Here is an 18,307-nt window from a genome sequence, read left to right on the forward strand (position 1 = left end):
CACATATTTGTTTAACACTGTTTATTATATAGTTTTAATGCCAAACCTTACTTGCCTTATCATACAGAGGATTTTCTTTTTTAATCAAGTTATCTATTAAATCCGCCGACTCAAAAGGAACACACCATGCCAGACCGCAACCTGAGGAAAGTTCTTTCGGAACAGGTATCAATCTTCCCGGTACATTTTCTTTTGCACACAAACTTTCAAATGCCATTGCGGCTGTGGTGGTTTGAAAGGTCACTATATATTTCCAACTTTTTTCTCTCATTATTCTTCCACTATTTCTTTTATCGCTTTTATAACAGCATCTATTTCTTCCTCCGTATTAAAATATGAGAATGAAAATCTTGCTATTCCCTCATCCACTGTTCCCAACGCCTTATGCATCAATGGCGCACAGTGAGCACCTGCCCTTATCGCTATATCATATTCTTCACCAAGATAATCAGCCAGATCTCCAGAATGAATTCCGTCTATATTTATCGGCAAAATACTTCCATGCCTTATAGACTCGGGTTCTTTTTCAAATTCGGAACAATCCGTATAAAACTTTATACCTTTTATATCCTTTACACCCTTATAAAGCCTTTTTAACAGACTCATCTCTTTTTTATGAATATTTGTAATTCCGATTTCATTTATAAAATCAATTCCGGCACCAAGTCCGGCAATACCCATAATATTTAAAGTTCCTGCCTCTAATCTTGTCGGATACTCATCAGGTTGCTCCTTATTAAAGGATTGCACACCGCTTCCTCCTACCTTAAAGGTATCTATCAAAATATCGGAATTTATAACTATACCGCCTGTACCTCCCGGTCCGAACAGTCCCTTATGGCCTGTAAAGCAAAGGACGTCTATCCCCGTTTTATTCATATCTATCTTGATATTTCCTGCGCTCTGAGATACATCCACTATAAAATACAGATTATTCTTCCTTGCTGTTTTTCCAATATACTCTAAATCCGCTATTTCACCGGACACATTAGATACATGGTTTACAATTATAGCCTTTGTATTTTCTTTTATATGCTTTTCAAATTCATCATATTTTAATTTCCCACTTTCATCTATTCCGATAAAATCAATGCCTATATTCTTTGTTTTTTCAAGCTTATAGAGAGGTCTAAGCACGCTGTTATGCTCCGTTACCGTACTTATTACATGATCGCCACTGCAAAACAGTCCGAACAATACGATATTTAAACCCTCTGTGGCATTGGATGTGAAAATCACTTTTGAAGGGTCGCTGCTTCCGAAAAATTTTGAAATCTTTTCTCTTGTTTCATAGACCATTCTACCCGAATCAAGTGCGGCCCTGTATGCACCTCTGCCACTGTTTCCATAGTATGTAAGTGCATGATTTATAGCTTCTATTACATTTATCGGTTTTTTGAATGTAGTGGCGGCATTATCCAAATAAATCATTATGGTCTTATCACAAGGTCGGCTTCCATGAGATAACTTACAATATCATACATATTTGTCACCTCACCTACTGAAAGCTTCTCGCTGAGTCCGTAGTTGTTAAGACATGCACCGCAGGAATAGATTTTTGCGCCTGCTTTTTCCAAAACCTTCAAATCTTCAATACTTGCAGAACCCTCTGTAGTAATCCTTACACCTGTATTGTAGAACAGAATTTTTGCAGGCGGTATATCCTGTGAACTGAGAGCATAGATAAAGCCCTTTAAAAGAGTCTTACTGAACTCTTCATCACCTTCACCCATCTTATCTGAATCTATTACCACAATTGTTTCTTTTAATTTTATCTCATCAGACTTTGCAATTTCCTTAGCAACAGGCTTGGCATCGGAAACTTCTCCACCATTTACATTGATGGTAACGATGTACTCTGTATTTGACTTTTTCTCAAAAGAAGCCTCATACTCTTTTTGCTTTGCCATCTTCAAAAGGTTTTGTACCGCAATCTCATTGTCAACACTTACCTCTACTACTCCGCTTCCTCCAAGTTCTCTTATTGCATTCTTTGTCTTAACTACAGGTATAGGACATGCATCCCCTATTGCATTAACTTTAATCATATTTATTTTCCTCCTATTTATCAGCTACTTTTATAGCTGTATTTTCTCTTGTCTTTATTTCTCCTACAATTGCCGCAGGCATTCCTGCCTCTTTTAATTCATTTAACAGTGCATCCGCCTCTTCTTTTCGGACGGCAAGTAAGAGTCCCCCCGATGTCTGAGGATCGAATAAAATTTCTTCCATTGCGAAAGGTACATCTTCAAAAATCACATTTTCACCCACATAATTTCTGTTTCTCTGTCCTCCGGCTGTAATAAGAAATTCATCAGCCAAAGCTTTTGCCGCCTCAAATACCGGAATCTGTTTTGCATAAACTTCACATGACTTATCATCACCCATCATTTCCATCAGATGGCCTAAAAATCCGAAACCTGTTATATCGGTGCATGCATGAATATCGTATTTTTTTGATATATCACAGGCATATTTATTTAATGTCTTCATAGAATCAACAGCTTCATTTAAGGTATTCTCATCCGCCTCACCGATTCTTGCGGCAGTACATATTATTCCTACACCAAGTCTTTTTGTAAGTATCAGACTGTCTCCGGGTTTTCCTGTGTTATTTGAATATATCTTATTCGGATTTACAATACCGGTAACACTGAGACCGTATTTTACATCAGTATCATCGATTGAATGTCCGCCTGCAAGCACACCGCCTGCTTCCTTTACCTTTTCAAGTCCACCTCGCATTATTTCTCCAAGGATATTCAGATCACTGCTTTGCGGAAAGCATACTATATTTAATGCGGTTTTTACTTCACCACCCATGGCATATATATCACTTAATGCATTTGCTGCCGCTATCTGTCCGAATGTATAAGGATCTTCCACCATCGGCGGGAAGAAATCAAGGGTTTGAACAAATGCGATATCGTCTGTAAGCTTATATACCGCCGCATCATCCTTTGCATCAAATCCTACCATTAAATTTTTGTCAAAATTTTGCTTTGGCAATCTCTCAAGTATATGGCTGAGTATTCCCGCTCCCAGTTTTGCAGTACAACCGCCGCCTTTGCAGTAAAGTTTTTCCATATTGCCTCCTAATATATAACTTATCTATATCGTCAATATATGAACTGATAACTATTATAACCCCTTTATACTTATTTTCGCAATCAAATCAGACAAACATTTTATATAATATAACATTTGTTAACAAATGAAAGATTTATGTAATATTTAAATCAATTGAACAAAATTTATTTATATGTTATAATTTTAAACTATAGTAACTTTAGTTTACTAATGTATTATTTTTTAGGAGGAAATATGCATTTAAAAAGAATTTCAGCTGTATTTGCGTCCGCATTGATGATTTCTTCAGTATTATCATCCAACGTATTTGCAGCAACAATAAGAAGAAATGTTACAGGTGGCTCGGTGGCTGTAGAAACATCAGCTCAGACTGAGACAGCTGAAAGCACAGAGGCTGTAACTTCTGCAGCTACAGGTGAGGTGGTATCTACAAGCGATTATATACCTTCCACTATTAACAATGTAAATATGTCTGAAAACCTTGACCTTGACAGCGTAGTTGCCAATGCAGGTCTTGGTAATGTAGGTAACGGAAATACAAATCCCGAGCCTGTACTTGGTGAAACACAGATGGTTCACTTCGGACTTTGGAATACTGCAGATCAGGAGATCTCAGGTGCAGAGACAAACACAAGTGCTTATGCTTATGCAAAAGACGGTTTTAACAAGCTTTACCTTAATCATTCAGGTATAGGAAGATATTACTACAGAACTTACAATATGAACTCAGGTTGGTCTACATGGATGAACTCTAAAGAGACTGCACCTATTACAGATCCTGCAAACAAGGTTCAGGCTGTTCAGATAAGAGTAAAGGGATATACAGGTGTAAGAAGCGACCTTTATTACAAGGCCGTTTTAAATGACGGAACTGTACTTGACTGGGCAAAGAACGGTCAGACCCTCGGTACTATCGGTACGGACAGATATATAGTAGCTCTTAAGCTTACACTTTGGGACAAGCAAACACAGTTTACAGAGCCTACAAAGGTACTTATGGAAGCTCCTGTTTATGAGGGAACTTATGTAGATGCCAACGGTCAGGTTCAGTACTCATCAAAAGATGCCTATACAGGATGGGGATTTTATAATAACGATCAGTACTATTTTAAAGACGGCGCAACTCAAAAGGGATGGCAGTATATAGATGGATACAAGTATTATCTTGACGAGAATACAGGTGCCGTTGTAAGAGATCTTGAGCCTGTTATGGGATTGCAGGATTCTTATGAGATTAAGTACAATAAGGCAACAATGACCATGTATATCATGGCTAAAGACGGTGCAAACGGATATATAATTCCTTACAAGACTTTCATGTCAACTGACGGACCTGCTACACCTGTGGGTACATTCAAGACATATGTTAAGTACAGATGGAAAATAATGCATGACAATATCTATTGTCAGTTCCTTTCAAGATTTAAGGACGGATATATCATTCACTCACTTATCTACTATGATAAGGCGGATTCAAACAGACTTGATGCATCTACATACAATTATATTGATGATGCAAGATCTGACGGATGTTTAAGACTACGTGCAGGTGATGCGGCTTGGGTATATTACAACACAAAGATGAACACACCTGTTATAGTTTACAACGATCCTACAAATAAGGGGCCTGTTGAGAAGGATGCTATAGAGCAGCCTATTCCTGCAAACCAGACATACGATCCTACAGATCCTATAATGCAGGGAAGATAATTTAATATATTAATTTTAGCGGTGTGAAAGTATTTTTCACATCGCTTTTTTATTTATCTGTTTTTTGGACAATTTTTACTTGTTTAATATTGTTTTTTCCATTAAAATAATAAGTACAGAGAGTTTTATTCAACTTTGACGGATGGATTTTCGGCAGAATAAAACTATGTTCGTGAATACTTTGTCGAAAATTCTTTCCAAGGCATCTATGTTTTTGTACAGAAAGGAGTTTTTTATGGGTGCAAATTGGATCGTAACAGCTGTCGTAATAGTTTATTTGATTGCCATGCTTTTTATAGGTTGGTATTCCTCAACTAAGATCAACAGTAACACCGACTTTATGGTTGCCGGAAGGCGTCTGGGACCTTTTCTTATGGCAGGTACTTTAGCCGCAACGGAGATAGGAGGCGGAAGTTCTCTGGGTGTTGTTCAAAACGGTATGTCAGGATACGGTTTAAGTGCCGCTTGGTATATTATTACAATGGGAATTGCCTTTGCAATCCTTTCTTTTATAGCACCTAAGTTTCGTGCCGCTACAGTAAAGACCGTTCCTGAATATTTCCGAAGACGTTATGGTAAAGAATCCGGATTCGTTACGGCAATTATTATGCTGCTACCTCTTATCGGACTTACAGCAGGACAATTTATAGCTTCTTCCGTAATTTTATCCACTATGCTTGGAATCAGTTATAAGGTTTCGGTTATTATAGTAGCCGTTGTTGTAACGATTTATTCCATTATGGGAGGACTTTGGAGTGTAACATTAACCGATTTTGTCCAAGTATTTTTAATTATTTTAGGTATGCTTGCCGCAGTTCCTTTTGCACTGAACTACGCAGGTGGATGGAGCGCCGTTGTTACCAATGTTCCGCCTGAAACAATGAATCTTTTCTCAGGATATGATTTATTCGGTATTATTTCACTTGTAATCATGTATGTAGGAACATTCTCCGTAGGACAGGAAGCAGTTTCCCGTTTCTATGCCGCAAAGAACGAGACCGCGGCTAAACAGGGAGCATGGCTTGCAGCATTGCTTAATTTCATTTATGCCTTTGTTCCTACAATACTTGGAATTATTGTTTTAGCTTTAATTAATATGGGAAAATTCTCAGATAAGGACTTCGCATCTGTTGGTGCAAGATATGCTTTACCTATTCTTGCTATCCGTACCATGCCTGCCATAGTCTGCGGACTGCTTTTCTCAGGAGTAATTTCAGCTACAATGTCAAGTTCGGACTCCGACCTTTTGGGAGCAGGTTCTATATTTGCCAATGATATTTACAAAATTTATATTCGTCCGGAGGCAAAGAGTTCTGAAGTTATGAATGTAACTAAGATAACTATGATTATAGTCGGATTCCTGTCTCTTTTGATTGCATTATTCAATACAAAGAGCATTGTATCAATATTGATGTTCTGCTTTACTTTACGTGCCGCCGGCTCTTTCTTCCCATATGTAATGGGACATTACTGGGCAAAGGCATCAAAAGCCGGTACTATTGCTTCTCTGATTTTCGGAACAATAGTGGTGGTTTATCTTGAGCAATTTTCAAATGGATACCTTTTCGGAATCCACTTCTCTCAGGCAATCATACCCGGACTTGTGTTTGCATTTATCGGTTTTGTAATCTTCTCCATCGCTTTTCCGCCGAAAAATCCGGGAACGGAGCTTGCCGAAGAGGAAGACGATTAATATATTTATATACTTTAAAAGAGGGATGCCGCATGCGACCCCCCTCTTATTTATTTCCTAATTTGTTTTCTGTCTGAACTCTTCCCAGAGCTTATTGTGAAGTTCATTTGCCTCATCACTGATATTCTCAATCAGCTCACCGCTCTCAATAAGTGAAATCTTATCTTCAGGGAATACTATCAAGTCTTTCCAATCGTCTGATACATAACTTTCAGCAGCCTTATTTGTAACAAAGTATCCGATATACTCAAAGCACTTTGCGGCAACTTCAGGCTCATTGATATACTCCAGGAATTTATAAGCCGCTTCGGCATTCGGTGCATTTGACGGAATAAAGCTTCCCATTACCCCGAATCCAAGTCCTTCTTTAGGATATACAACTTTTAAATCAGGATTTGCTTTGATTGCCTGAGTTACCTGTGATGTATACATAAATGCCGCTCCAACTTCACCGCTTAAGAGATAATCCTGAAGATTATTGTCATTTATAAGGCGGATATTTGGTGCCAAAGTCTTTAACTTATCTCCTGCTTCCTGTATCTGAGTAAGATCATTTGTATTAAATGAATATCCGAGCGATTTCAAAGTAATACCGTCTATTACTCTGTAGTTTCCGATAATACCTACATTACCTGCAAGCTCAGGATTCCAAAGATCGTTATAACCTTGAATATCCACTTTCACAGTCTCAGGATTATATACTATCAAAGGTATACCTGCACCGTAAGGCATTGTATACTTATTTTCAGGATCATAGAACTTACTTTGGAAAAGCGGATTTATATTGTCATATGTAGATATCTTTGACTTATCAAGTTCTTTAACAAGTCCTTCTTTTATTGCAAGCTGTATAATATAATCATCTGCAACAACGATATCATAATCACCGCCCTTTGTCTCTTCAAGCTTTGCAAGCATTGTCTCATCAAGGTCGAAATTTGAATAATTCACCTTAACTCCGGTCTTCTCCGTAAAGCCGTCCAAAACCTCTTGTGGGAACATTCCGTCCCATGTGTACAGATTTAAAGTAGTACCCTTAAGAGCGCTGTCTGCAGCAGCTCCTGTGCTTTGCTGTGAGGCATCTTTAGAACCACCTCCACATGCAGTAAGAGCAAGCGCCGCTCCCAAACCAAGTAAACCTAAAACTTTAGATTTCATTTAATTTACCTCCAAAATCAATCTTTCCTTGTTCTTTCCGAAATAAATATCATCAACACTGTAATCACCAGTATAACGGTTGCGAGTGCATTTATTTCAGGAGTAATACCTGTCTTCATCTTTGTATATATCTTTATTGCAAGAGTATTTACTGAAGGACCGGTCGTAAATATAGATATTACCACATCATCAAAGGACATTGCAAATGATAATAATAATCCGGATGCAATTCCCGGCAAAATATATGGTAATGTTACATCTCTGAATGTTTCAAACTCACTTGCCCCCAGGTCTCTTGCCGCCTCCTCAAGCGAGAGATCCATTCCCATAAGTCTCGCCCTTACAATCAAAAAAATATAAGGTACACAGAATGAACTGTGTGCAATCGTCATGGTTACAAAGCCGAAAGGCAAATTCATATATGAAAATATAGCCATAAAGACCATTCCGAGAATAATCTCGGGAATCATTATAGGCAGAGATGCAAAACCGCTGATGAAATCATCAAAAATAAGCTTTTTCCCTCTCATGGCAAGAGCCGCACTGACACCTATTACAAGTGAGAGCATACATGTCAACACAGCCAGTATTATACTGTTTAACAACGCTTTCTTTATATCACCGTCATTAAAAAGCATCTTATACCAGTCGAGAGAAAATCCTTCCCATACGCTTGTAAGCTTGGATTTATTAAAGGAATAAACTACAGTGAGTATAATGGGAAGATAGTTTAAAACAGTTACCAGCCCCAAAAATATAACGGCCGCTTTTGATACCTTTTTCAAAATAATCCCTCCAATTCTCCTGTACCTGAAACCTTCTTATAAAGTCTTAAGAATACTATGGTAAGTAACATCAATATTACACTTAGTGCCGCCGCAAAAGGTATATTTCTCAGCTTTGTAAGCTGCTCCACTATAACACTTCCGATAAGCACTATTTTATTTCCACCAAGTATATCTGAGATATAGAAAAGTCCCATACTCGGTACAAATGTAAGTACCACACCGCTTAGAAGTCCCGGCATTGTAAGTCTGAGAGTAATGGTAAGGAAGGATTCGAGCCTACTTGCCCCCAAATCTCTGGAAGCTTCTATTAAGCTCCAGTCCATTTTTTCCACACTTGAATACACGGAAAGTATCATAAACGGCAGTAAAAAATATACCATACCGACCAGTACAGCCGGATATGTATACAACAGTTTAAGCGGAGTCTTTGTGATACCTGAGAACATTAAAAGTTTATCGAGCACTCCGTTACTTCTAAATATTATTATCCAACCGTTCAGCCTTATAAGTCCGCTGGTCCAAAACGGAATCATAAGAAGCATCATCATTCTTCTTTTCCATCTCTCACTGAGTCTTCCCATAAAATATCCGAAAGGATATCCTATCAGAGTGACCAAAACAGTTGATGCAAGTGCCAGTTTAACTGATTCCAAAAATATATTCAAATAAAAAGGATCAAATACTTTTTTATAATTTTCCAAAGTAAATGTAAAATCAAATCCCCAGGTCTTTGCCTTTGTCAAAAAGCTGATAATTACCATATATGCCAGAGGCAATATTACAAAAAGTATTGTGAAAATATATATCGGTATTCTTAGCAGATATTTGTTAAGCTTCTTATTTTTCACCTTGAACCTCCACCATATCTTTTTTATCCCAGCCTATACTTATAGCATCACCCGGATTCAGATTGATATTCATGCCCATATGTGAAGAGGTAATCTCCTGATTATCTTTCAATCTCACCTTTACTTTTGAAAGACCGGCAGTAAAACTGTTTTCAATTACTATACCGTCATAATCACCTGCTCCAAGCCTTACATGTTCCGAACGTATTGCATATGTCTTACCGTCGTTTTTATAGAGATTTGCACCTCCCACAAACTCGGCAACAAAAGCGGTTGCAGGAGTGTCATATACCTCACTTGGAGTACCTATCTGTTCTATATTACCGTCTCTCATAACAACTATTCTTGAGGACATATTTAAAGCCTCTTCCTGGTCATGAGTTATATATATAAATGTAATGCCAAGTGCTTTTTGAAGCTTTTTTAACTCCATCTGCATCTGTCTTCTAAGCATCAGATCAAGTGCTCCAAGAGGCTCATCCAATAACAGAACACTCGGCTTATTTACAATAGCCCTTGCTATTGCGACTCTCTGTCTTTGACCTCCTGAAAGCTGTGTAGGATTCCTTTTTTCAAAGCCTTCAAGCTGTACCAAAGAAAGTGCTTTTTCCACCTCTTTTTTTATCTCATCGGCCGGCTTCTTTTTCAGTCTTAATCCATAGCCTATATTTTTTTCAACATTCATATGAGGAAAGAGAGCATAATTTTGAAATACCGTATTTACATCCCTCTTTTCCGGTGCCAGTCCTGTGATATCCTTTCCGTTAAGTATCACCTTGCCGCTGTCCGGACTCTCAAGCCCTGCAATTATTCTTATCGTAGTGGTTTTTCCGCAACCACTTGAACCCAAAAGAGTGATAAACTCTCCTCTACCTATATCAAGGGAGATGTTCTTTAAAACATTCTCACCGTCAAAACTCTTCTTTATATTTTCCAGACTTAGTATAGTATCTGTCATCTAAATTCCCTCCTAGGGTTATTTGGCTTTATACAATAAAATATAATACCATCTTTTTTAATATAATTCACTAAAAATATTATTTTATCTCGGCTTTACTTTTACAAGTTAAAATGCTAAAATGTAATTACTATTTGAATGGAGCAATTTGTATGAATAATAAGATCAGGACTGACGCGGTAGACCATCTATTTGACGCCATCCTTACACTAAAAGATAAAGAGGAATTTTATATTTTCTTTGAGGATGTTTGCACCGTAAATGAGTTGCTCTCCATCTCTCAAAGATATGAAGTAGCTAAAATGCTGCGTGAAAAGAAAACATATTTGGAGATTGCCGAGGAAACCGGCGCTTCTACAGCTACCATCTCCAGAGTAAACCGTTCATTAAACTATGGAAATGACGGCTATGACCTTGTTTTTAACAGACTCGGTTTATTTGAAAATAATAAGGAAAAATAATTTTGCCGGAGTTTATACTCCGGCATTTTTATATAAGTCCAAGTGCTTTTTTTGCAAGTTCATCCGCCATATCATTATACTTATCTCCCGAATGTCCTTTTACCTTTATAAAATCAACATCCACATACTTTGAAGCATTTTTGTAAAATTCAACATAATGCATGGTTCCCGGCTTTTTTGCCTTCCAATCTCCGTTGCACCACTTCTCTATACCCTCATAGTCATAAAAAATACTGATGCTCTTTATATCATGATCCAAGCAATATTGCATGGCCGCCATAGATCCCTGTATCTCACCTGCAACATTTCTCATATCACTCATATCATCTCTATCAAACTTTTTTGAAAAGTAAAGTTCGTCATCTTTATGCATCATAACCATGCCGTATGAATATGACTTTGTAGTGTCGTCATAACTTCCGTCCACATATGCAAAAGCTTCAGACTGCTTCTCATCCTGTTCTTCTTTATCATTTTCACTGTTTGTACCGTTTACAAAGGCCGAAGCCTCTTCTCTGGTTGTAAAACTTTTATATGCGGCTCCCGAAAAGCCGCTTACAGACTGCTTACATTCATCCCATGTCTCAAAGACACCTGTATTTCTTCCTTTTCTTACCGCATAATATTTCTTTGCCATAATTACCTGTCCCAAAATATATTTTTCTCTTCTTCACTCAAATTTGCAGCAAATTCCCTTTTTATTTCAAGGAACTGCTCAAAATTTACTACAATTGAATGAATTATTGCTCTGTCTTCAAATTCCTCTCGACTCTTTGGAAGCTCTGAGTTTTTCATTTTTTCTTTTACAAAATATAAGTCCATCAGGGCATTTACCGCATTATATGACTCATGCAGTTTGGGCACAAGATTAAAAATAAGTTCAGCCAAATCTCTTGCCTGACTCGGTCTTGTTTTCATTCCCTTTCCCTGATCAAAAATATATCTAAGTGTCATGATTTGAGACTTTCTCATTTCCATATAGTTTATAAAGTACTCCAAATCATAGCTTAAGATATTGTCCTTATCAATATATGATTTTGAAATTGCACTGTCTATCAACTTATCAAGCGCATCAAAATCATATTCAAGCTCTACTCTGTTATTCTCATCACTTAAAAAGCCTACCAGAGTATCCAGCATGTACTTTATTTCATTTTCTATTTTAACTTGATACTCTCTTATATTTTTCAAGTTCCTCGGCATATACATATTTAATAATATTCCAACAGAAGTTCCTATAAGCATCAAAGCCGCTTCGCTTTTTACAATATCAAAACTCATATACTTTTCCGCCATAATATGAGTTACCAAAACAGCGCAAGGCGAAAGTCCCTCATTTAAATCAAAGACCATACAAGCCGCTACAAATACCAATAAACAGCATACAAGTGCCAATATATCATATCCGAACAAGCTGAACACAGCAAAGGAAATCAACATAGACAACACAAATGCGGCAATTCTTTTTAATGCAATCTTTATCGTGGATTTTTTTGTATCCTGTATACTTAGCAAGGTTATCATACCTGCTGATACACTGTAGTTTAACCCGAAAGTATCGGCGATAAATATTGCAAGTCCTGTTCCTACAGCTATTTTTATTACCTTTATAAGATTTATATTCTTAAAATATGCCATAGCCCTCCATTATCTTTTAAAATATAATGCTGTCTTCCTTACCAGCTTATATACTGCAGGTAAGAAATATTCAAACTTTATAAAAAATCTTTCTCTAAAATCCAGCTCATTATATTCTTTTTTAAAGTCCTTTGACAATATATTTTTAAAATCTCTTGCATTTACATAAGTAAGAAAACGCAGTCTCTTTGCGGCACTTACAACTTCATCATGAAATTTGTATCCGGAGTCCTCATCATACGCTTTATACATAGCCTCCATATTTTGATAGTACTCTTCCTGTTTTCTTTTGTAATCTCCGCTAAACTGTGAGGCTGTCCATGAAGTCGGCACTCCCATTCTGTACACACTCATAACCTTGTCGATATAATATGCATCACCGTATTTTACAGATATTATCTGCATCGGTATATCTCCCACCTTACAGTCAAAATAATACTTTGGCAAACTTTTCATATACTCTGTTCTAAGTAGCAATGAAGCTGTGGGATAATGTGCTCTTTTATTTATAACCTCTTTTGCACTGATTACAGAGTCTCCTATATAAGGTCTTATAAGGTTTGGAGAAAATGTGGCATCCAGATTTTCAACCTTCGCAGCATGAAAGCAAAAGCTTATTTCAGGATGTGCATCCATATAATCCACCTGCATTTGAAGTTTATTCTCATCACACCAGTAATCATCGCCCTCACACATTGCTATATATTCTCCGCCGGCTCTAGGAAAATTATATTTTCCGCTTGGATTGGTAACCCCTTGTGAGTACATATTCTCCTCATGAAACAGCGGCTTTATAATATCCGGATATCTTTTTTCGTATTCTCTTATAATATCTGCAGTATTATCTGTTGATGCATCATCATTTATCAAAATTTCTATATCAAAGTTTCTTTTCTGCGCCAAAAATGAATCTATTGCCTTTTTTATATATTTACCGTGATTATAGGTAATGCAGCATATACTTACTTTCATATTTTTACTCTCTTTTTATAATATTTGCATGCTATTTTACTTCTACTTCAATATCATACTATAACATAAAAGTTGATTTAAAGTGAGTTTTTATTATCTTTATAATGCTTCAAAACTTGTGGATAATCTACTACTGTGGTATTATTGTTTTCATTGGAGGTAGTTATGACCAGGTACACCCTATTGCAATGGATTGCATTTTTTTATATATATTGTTTTTTCGGCTGGTGTTTTGAATCCGGATATGCAAGTATCAAGGAGAGAAAACTTACAAACAGGGGTTTCCTTCGCGGTCCCTATATTCCTATATATGCCTTCGGCGCTGTGTTTGTTCTTATTATTACGGACAATTTTCAGGGAAATAATTTTGAAGTTTACTTCTCAGGAATGATTGCGGCTACAATACTTGAGTATATCACAGGATATGTGATGGAAAGACTTTTTAAAGTAAAATACTGGGACTACAGTGATCACAAGTTTAATTTAAGCGGATATATATCACTATCCACCTCTATAGCATGGGGATTTTTATCACTCCTGCTTACCAATTTTTTACAGGTAAATGTCTATAATTTTGTATCCAAGATAAGCGATCAAAATTTAAAAAACTCTATAATAGTTGTGAGTATTATCTTTTTCTCGGATTTGATTCTTTCAATAAAGGCCGCATTCAATCTTGCAAAAGCCTATGCTGCACTTGAGAGGGCTAAGTCGGAATTATCGGAGGTTAAAGAAAAATTGGCTTTAATAGCTGATGATCTTGTAAGTGAAACTCAAAACAAACTTGTGGGTATAAAGGACAGTGTAGCCGAACGTGTCAGTCAAGCAAATGAATATATAACAACCGGAAGAGTAAGTTTCTCTGCTCTAAAGTCAGATATTGAAAATGTACTTTCTTCTCTTTCAAATACTGTTGCTTCAAAAAGCCCTGCCTATGTCGAGCTTAAGATAAAATATGAAGTCGCAAGAGAAAAAGTATCCTTAAGCTTACCGAAAACCGGAAAAATCATGTCATTTTTTATCAGAAATATGATAAAGGGTAACCCCGGACTTAATAAAAAATATCTGGATCAGTTAAAAGAACTTAGCGAAGTAAGAAAAAGAAATAAATAAATTTAAAAGCTACAGGTTTGTACCGACCCGTAGCTTTTTTGTTACTCTTTTTTTGCTATATCAACAAGCAATTCTTTATTATTAAGTTTAGGTTCTTCAATAACTCTTTTCAATAAATCTTCCAAGATTTCACCGATTTTAGGTCCTTTCGGTATTCCAAGATTCATCAAATCTTTCCCGGTAATATCAAGCATAGAGATATTAAAAGCATGATTTTCTTCTTTTATCTTTTCATATCTTGTTTCGATTTCATTTATCTCTTCCAATATACCCGCATTTTTCCTATCCGACTTGCAAATCTTTATATAGTCCTCAAAGAGTTTTGTACCGAGTCTGTGCAATGACAGTCTTATATCCGAATCCTTCTTCGGTAAAGGCAATTTCAATTCCTCTATAAGCAGACAGGTATTTATTCTTGTAGCATTATCCGACTTCAATTCTGAAAGAATCTTCTTTACCGAATTTATATTTTCTGTATTTTGCAAAAATACAGTCCAGTACATATGCTTTTCATCACCGAGATCTCTTTTGTAAAACTCATAAAAGCTTTCTTCAAGCTTTGCAAACTCTTTACCGATATATTTGTACAGCCCGCTGCTGTATATATACTTTACATTTTCTGCAAAATTTCCGGAAAGTGTCTTATTCAGCTCTACAAATATTCTCTCCTTGCTGACATTTGATAAAAGTGAAGATTTTTTATTTATTGCATCAAATGTGGCTTTTTCTATTTTAAACCCGAGTTGAGCTGAAAAACGTATTGCCCTAAGCATTCTTAGAGCATCCTCATCAAATCTCTTATTTGGATCTCCTACAGCTCTTATAATCCCGCTTTTTAAATCCTCCTGACCTTTATAAAGATCCACTATACCCTTTTTATGTGAATAGGCCATAGCATTAATTGTAAAATCTCTTCTGCAAAGATCTTCGGAAAGACTTTTGCTGAATGAAACACTGTCGGGATGTCTTCCGTCGGAGTAGTTTCCGTCTATTCTGTATGTAGTCAGCTCATAGCCCTCACCATCCATAAGTACTGTTATAGTTCCATGTGCAATACCGGTATCAAAGGTCTTTTTAAATATCTGCTTCATTTCTTTTGGAAGAGCGTTTGTAGTGATATCCCAGTCCTTCGGTTTCCTGTGAAGCAGAGAATCTCTGACACAGCCGCCTACTACAAATCCTTCAAAACCGTTCTCCTCCAACTTATCTATAATATTTTCAACTTTTTTTGGCAAATCCATTTTCATTCTTATTGACTGCGGTTTTAATATGCTTTTCCCCAGTACACCATCTTTGTAGCCTTCTTTCCGCAACAAACGCATACATCGCTAAGCTGCTCCTGCGCCTCCGGCATACATCTTGATGTGGCTCCTGCCTCTTCCTTTATCTTGTCCTCACAAGCTCTGTCACCGCACCACATAGCCTTGATAAATCCCGGCTTGTTATCTGCAATATCCTTGAACTCTTCCATAGTTCTTGCCTCATAAGTATGAGCTTCTCTATGTGCAAGGGCTGTTTCATACATATTTGTCTGAATCTTTTCAAGGCATTCCTTAGCTTCACTTTCAACTTTTTCAAGTGAGACGAAGATCTTTTCACCTGTATCTCTTCTGACAAATACACATTGATTATTTTCAATATCCTTCGGTCCGATTTCAATTCTAAGAGGTATACCTCTCATCTCAGATTCTGCAAACTTAAATCCCGGACTCTTCTCGCTGTCATCAAGCTTTACTCTTACACCTGCTGCGTACAGTCTGTCTTTAAGCGCATTAGCCGCCTCAAGTACACCTTCCTTATGTGCGGCTACAGGAATTATATTTACTTGAACAGGTGCTATATGAGGTGGCAACTTAAGACCTGAGTCATCGCCATGTACCATTATAACAGCGCCTATTATTCTTGTAGTCATACCGAATGAGGTCTCAAAAACAGGCTTGATTTGATTGTCCTTATCTGTAAATGTTACATCAAACGCCTTTGCAAATCCGTCTCCGAAGTAGTGGCTGGTACCTGACTGTAATGCCTTACCGTCATGCATAAGTGCCTCTATGGTATATGTTGCCTCCGCTCCGGCAAACTTTTCCTTATCTGTCTTTATACCTCTTATAACAGGTATAGCCAAATCTTTTTCAAAGAAGTCTGCATATACTTCAAGCATCTGTACTGTTCTGTCATGAGCTTCCTTGGCTGTGGCATGAACCGTATGTCCTTCCTGCCATAAAAACTCTCTTGAACGAAGGAAAGGTCTGGTTGTCTTTTCCCATCTTACTACTGAACACCACTGATTCAAGAGCTGTGGAAGGTCTCTATAGCTCTTTACAACCTTTGAGTAATAGTCACAGAATAATGTTTCCGATGTAGGTCTGACACAGAGTCTCTCCTCAAGTTCCTCCAATCCGCCATGAGTTACCCATGCTACCTCAGGTGCAAAACCTTCAACATGGTCTGCCTCTTTTTGTAAAAGGCTCTCAGGTATGAACATAGGCAGATAGCAGTTTTGAATGCCTGTCTCTTTAAATCTTCTGTCTATCTCATTTTTCATATTTTCCCATATAGCATAACCGGCAGGTCTTATTACAAGGCAACCCTTTACACTTGTATAATCAACAAGCTCCGCCTTAAGCACAATATCGGTATACCATTGTGCAAAGTCTTTCTCCATGGAAGTAATTTCTTCTACAAGCTTTTTTTCTTTAGCCATTTTTATTTAATCCTCTGTATCTTCTTTTATTTCTTTTTTCTTTCTGATTACCAAATCAGATTCGGCATCATTTATCCTTCTTTTTAAATACAAATATACCACGATGCCTACAATGAATAATATAATAATTAATGCAATCTCAATTATATTTCTTATTAACATTGCCCCTCGATTTTTCTCTTCTCTTTTTATTTATCCATTTAACTGCATTTATCATCGGTAATAATACAATTGCAATCCACCATGCATATGCACCTGCAGCTAAAAGTGTAGCTCCGTCATATCTGTTAAAACTTTTATCCGATGAAATATTTTCCGGTATGCTTTCATCTGCATTTGTTGAAGCTTTGGCAGTTTCATTAATAACTTCATTGTTGTTGCTTATTTCAGTCGAAGTTTCCGTAATATCAGGAAGGCTTGTGAGCGTATTGTTTTCAGTCTCATTATCTGTAATTGTACTGTCGGTATTTGCTTCAAACTGAACATTTTTGTCAACTTCAGATTTACTCACACTGTCATTATTATTTCTTTTATGTTTATGACCTGATTTATTTTCCGGCTGCTTTGCAATTTCAGCCTTTTGCGTGGAGTTTTCTCTTGTCTCCTCATTATTTGCAGCGTTCTTAGCGTCCGAGTTGTCTTTAGCACTTTGTGAGGCTTTTGTACTCTTTTTTAAATTGTCGGAATTTTCAATTCTTTTCTTTTTTCCCGATATATGTCCAAAAGATTTATTTGTATTGGATTTTGTGGCAATGTTTTTATCCGGTATTGAAGGCCTTATTCCATCTCCGGGATCTGAAGGTCTTGTAGGCTCCTGTCTCGGATCTAAAGGTTCAGGCGGTACCAACAGCCTTGGAATAGTCTCATACTGTACGTAAAATGTACCGTCCGAAGCGACATATTCTCTTTTCCTTAATCCGTCCTGCTCATATGTAGGCTCTCTTTCAATTATCCACTCTCCATACTTGCTTTCATCTATTCCGGCTAAGTTTTCAACATACCCTGCGCTTGAACTATATAAACCTCCGGTATTTTGAATACCTGTCGTATCTACATATGTAGCTCCGACAGTTGTCGCATTGCCTCTGAGGACGCCTACACCGTTTACCGATATAAAAGCTGTCGTCAATGCCAATGACATAGCACCCATTGCTTTATATTTTTTCTTCATTTA

Annotated in this window: 19 protein-coding genes; 4 read left to right on the plus strand and 15 right to left on the minus strand. The window is 37.1% G+C overall.

Annotated elements, in window-relative coordinates; translation table 11 throughout:
* Positions 1-34: 34 nt before the first annotated feature.
* Genes EHV10_RS11290 through selD form a run of 4 tightly spaced genes read right to left on the minus strand, consistent with a single transcriptional unit; the run spans position 35 to position 3,087 of the window.
* Complete coding sequence (locus EHV10_RS11290) at positions 35-271, minus strand: DUF3343 domain-containing protein (RefSeq protein WP_007593434.1); 237 nt, start codon at positions 269-271, stop codon at positions 35-37.
* Positions 271-1,431 (minus strand): aminotransferase class V-fold PLP-dependent enzyme, encoded by a 1,161-nt coding sequence (locus EHV10_RS11295; protein WP_128674727.1) that lies wholly within the window; start codon positions 1,429-1,431, stop codon positions 271-273. Before EHV10_RS11295 ends, EHV10_RS11290 begins: the two co-directional genes overlap by 1 nt.
* Entirely contained in the window at positions 1,431-2,048 is a 618-nt protein-coding gene (gene yedF / locus EHV10_RS11300; RefSeq protein WP_128674728.1) for a sulfurtransferase-like selenium metabolism protein YedF, read from the minus strand. Before yedF ends, EHV10_RS11295 begins: the two co-directional genes overlap by 1 nt.
* Positions 2,049-2,061: 13 nt before the next feature.
* The gene (gene selD, locus EHV10_RS11305; RefSeq protein ID WP_128674729.1) at positions 2,062-3,087 is read right to left on the minus strand and encodes a selenide, water dikinase SelD; all 1,026 of its coding nucleotides are present in this window, start codon (positions 3,085-3,087) and stop codon (positions 2,062-2,064) included.
* A 237-nt stretch (positions 3,088-3,324) separates the two neighbouring features.
* Between selD and EHV10_RS11310 the strand changes: the two genes are divergently transcribed.
* Positions 3,325-4,800, plus strand: coding sequence for a L,D-transpeptidase family protein (locus EHV10_RS11310; protein WP_128674730.1), 1,476 nt, complete (start codon positions 3,325-3,327; stop codon positions 4,798-4,800).
* Between the two features lie 235 nt (positions 4,801-5,035).
* Positions 5,036-6,493: a sodium:solute symporter family protein gene (locus EHV10_RS11315; RefSeq protein ID WP_128674731.1), complete on the plus strand. Its 1,458-nt coding sequence runs from the start codon at positions 5,036-5,038 to the stop codon at positions 6,491-6,493.
* Between the two features lie 57 nt (positions 6,494-6,550).
* On the opposite strand, the gene EHV10_RS11320 is transcribed toward EHV10_RS11315, so the two are convergent.
* Genes EHV10_RS11320 through EHV10_RS11335 form a run of 4 tightly spaced genes read right to left on the minus strand, consistent with a single transcriptional unit; the run spans position 6,551 to position 10,245 of the window.
* The gene (locus EHV10_RS11320; RefSeq protein ID WP_128674732.1) at positions 6,551-7,651 is read right to left on the minus strand and encodes a polyamine ABC transporter substrate-binding protein; all 1,101 of its coding nucleotides are present in this window, start codon (positions 7,649-7,651) and stop codon (positions 6,551-6,553) included.
* Positions 7,652-7,668: 17 nt separating this feature from the next.
* Entirely contained in the window at positions 7,669-8,436 is a 768-nt protein-coding gene (locus EHV10_RS11325; protein WP_128674733.1) for an ABC transporter permease, read from the minus strand.
* On the minus strand, positions 8,433-9,287 hold the full coding sequence (locus tag EHV10_RS11330) for an ABC transporter permease (RefSeq protein WP_128674734.1): 855 nt from the start codon (positions 9,285-9,287) through the stop codon (positions 8,433-8,435). The genes EHV10_RS11325 and EHV10_RS11330 overlap by 4 nt, the downstream gene beginning before the upstream one ends.
* Complete coding sequence (locus EHV10_RS11335) at positions 9,277-10,245, minus strand: ABC transporter ATP-binding protein (protein WP_128674735.1); 969 nt, start codon at positions 10,243-10,245, stop codon at positions 9,277-9,279. The genes EHV10_RS11330 and EHV10_RS11335 overlap by 11 nt, the downstream gene beginning before the upstream one ends.
* A 152-nt stretch (positions 10,246-10,397) precedes the next feature.
* Here EHV10_RS11335 and EHV10_RS11340 point away from each other — a divergent pair, with 152 nt between their 5' ends.
* Positions 10,398-10,706 carry a YerC/YecD family TrpR-related protein gene (locus EHV10_RS11340; RefSeq protein ID WP_007593458.1) on the plus strand — a complete coding sequence of 103 codons (309 nt, stop codon included), beginning with the start codon at positions 10,398-10,400 and terminating at the stop codon, positions 10,704-10,706.
* A gap of 28 nt (positions 10,707-10,734) precedes the next feature.
* On the opposite strand, the gene EHV10_RS11345 is transcribed toward EHV10_RS11340, so the two are convergent.
* The 3 genes from EHV10_RS11345 to EHV10_RS11355 are packed head-to-tail and all read right to left on the minus strand — an operon-like array spanning position 10,735 to position 13,316.
* The gene (locus EHV10_RS11345; RefSeq protein WP_128674736.1) at positions 10,735-11,343 is read right to left on the minus strand and encodes a ribonuclease H1 domain-containing protein; all 609 of its coding nucleotides are present in this window, start codon (positions 11,341-11,343) and stop codon (positions 10,735-10,737) included.
* Between the two features lie 2 nt (positions 11,344-11,345).
* Positions 11,346-12,344 carry an aromatic acid exporter family protein gene (locus tag EHV10_RS11350; RefSeq protein WP_128674737.1) on the minus strand — a complete coding sequence of 333 codons (999 nt, stop codon included), beginning with the start codon at positions 12,342-12,344 and terminating at the stop codon, positions 11,346-11,348.
* A gap of 9 nt (positions 12,345-12,353) precedes the next feature.
* Positions 12,354-13,316, minus strand: a complete 963-nt coding sequence (locus EHV10_RS11355) for a glycosyltransferase (RefSeq protein WP_128674738.1) — start codon at positions 13,314-13,316, stop codon at positions 12,354-12,356.
* 165 nt (positions 13,317-13,481) lie between these two features.
* Here EHV10_RS11355 and EHV10_RS11360 point away from each other — a divergent pair, with 165 nt between their 5' ends.
* Positions 13,482-14,429 (plus strand): putative ABC transporter permease, encoded by a 948-nt coding sequence (locus tag EHV10_RS11360; protein ID WP_128674739.1) that lies wholly within the window; start codon positions 13,482-13,484, stop codon positions 14,427-14,429.
* A 41-nt stretch (positions 14,430-14,470) separates the two neighbouring features.
* Here EHV10_RS11360 and EHV10_RS11365 read toward each other — a convergent pair whose 3' ends face one another.
* Genes EHV10_RS11365 through EHV10_RS11375 form a run of 4 tightly spaced genes read right to left on the minus strand, consistent with a single transcriptional unit; the run spans position 14,471 to position 18,304 of the window.
* Positions 14,471-15,751: a CCA tRNA nucleotidyltransferase gene (locus EHV10_RS11365; protein WP_243116132.1), complete on the minus strand. Its 1,281-nt coding sequence runs from the start codon at positions 15,749-15,751 to the stop codon at positions 14,471-14,473.
* Complete coding sequence (proS, locus tag EHV10_RS11370; protein WP_128674740.1) at positions 15,694-17,133, minus strand: proline--tRNA ligase; 1,440 nt, start codon at positions 17,131-17,133, stop codon at positions 15,694-15,696. The genes EHV10_RS11365 and proS overlap by 58 nt, the downstream gene beginning before the upstream one ends.
* Before the next feature lie 6 nt (positions 17,134-17,139).
* Positions 17,140-17,295 carry a hypothetical protein gene (locus EHV10_RS14640; RefSeq protein WP_009662988.1) on the minus strand — a complete coding sequence of 52 codons (156 nt, stop codon included), beginning with the start codon at positions 17,293-17,295 and terminating at the stop codon, positions 17,140-17,142.
* Positions 17,273-18,304 carry a hypothetical protein gene (locus tag EHV10_RS11375; protein ID WP_128674741.1) on the minus strand — a complete coding sequence of 344 codons (1,032 nt, stop codon included), beginning with the start codon at positions 18,302-18,304 and terminating at the stop codon, positions 17,273-17,275. The genes EHV10_RS14640 and EHV10_RS11375 overlap by 23 nt, the downstream gene beginning before the upstream one ends.
* Between the last annotated feature and the right edge of the window lie 3 nt (positions 18,305-18,307).

Source organism: Lachnoanaerobaculum gingivalis, from assembly GCF_003862475.1.
GTDB lineage: Bacteria > Bacillota > Clostridia > Lachnospirales > Lachnospiraceae > Lachnoanaerobaculum > Lachnoanaerobaculum gingivalis.

Coding starts and splice junctions, on each gene's coding strand:
- EHV10_RS11290 (WP_007593434.1), bottom strand. CDS start 271: ATGAGAGAAAAAAGTTGGAAATATATAGTGACCTTTCAAACCACCACA.
- EHV10_RS11295 (WP_128674727.1), bottom strand. CDS start 1,431: ATGATTTATTTGGATAATGCCGCCACTACATTCAAAAAACCGATAAAT.
- yedF (WP_128674728.1), bottom strand. CDS start 2,048: ATGATTAAAGTTAATGCAATAGGGGATGCATGTCCTATACCTGTAGTT.
- selD (WP_128674729.1), bottom strand. CDS start 3,087: ATGGAAAAACTTTACTGCAAAGGCGGCGGTTGTACTGCAAAACTGGGA.
- EHV10_RS11310 (WP_128674730.1), top strand. CDS start 3,325: ATGCATTTAAAAAGAATTTCAGCTGTATTTGCGTCCGCATTGATGATT.
- EHV10_RS11315 (WP_128674731.1), top strand. CDS start 5,036: ATGGGTGCAAATTGGATCGTAACAGCTGTCGTAATAGTTTATTTGATT.
- EHV10_RS11320 (WP_128674732.1), bottom strand. CDS start 7,651: ATGAAATCTAAAGTTTTAGGTTTACTTGGTTTGGGAGCGGCGCTTGCT.
- EHV10_RS11335 (WP_128674735.1), bottom strand. CDS start 10,245: ATGACAGATACTATACTAAGTCTGGAAAATATAAAGAAGAGTTTTGAC.
- EHV10_RS11340 (WP_007593458.1), top strand. CDS start 10,398: ATGAATAATAAGATCAGGACTGACGCGGTAGACCATCTATTTGACGCC.
- EHV10_RS11345 (WP_128674736.1), bottom strand. CDS start 11,343: ATGGCAAAGAAATATTATGCGGTAAGAAAAGGAAGAAATACAGGTGTC.
- EHV10_RS11350 (WP_128674737.1), bottom strand. CDS start 12,344: ATGGCATATTTTAAGAATATAAATCTTATAAAGGTAATAAAAATAGCT.
- EHV10_RS11355 (WP_128674738.1), bottom strand. CDS start 13,316: ATGAAAGTAAGTATATGCTGCATTACCTATAATCACGGTAAATATATA.
- EHV10_RS11360 (WP_128674739.1), top strand. CDS start 13,482: ATGACCAGGTACACCCTATTGCAATGGATTGCATTTTTTTATATATAT.
- EHV10_RS11365 (WP_243116132.1), bottom strand. CDS start 15,751: ATGCGTTTGTTGCGGAAAGAAGGCTACAAAGATGGTGTACTGGGGAAA.
- proS (WP_128674740.1), bottom strand. CDS start 17,133: ATGGCTAAAGAAAAAAAGCTTGTAGAAGAAATTACTTCCATGGAGAAA.
- EHV10_RS14640 (WP_009662988.1), bottom strand. CDS start 17,295: ATGTTAATAAGAAATATAATTGAGATTGCATTAATTATTATATTATTC.
- EHV10_RS11375 (WP_128674741.1), bottom strand. CDS start 18,304: ATGAAGAAAAAATATAAAGCAATGGGTGCTATGTCATTGGCATTGACG.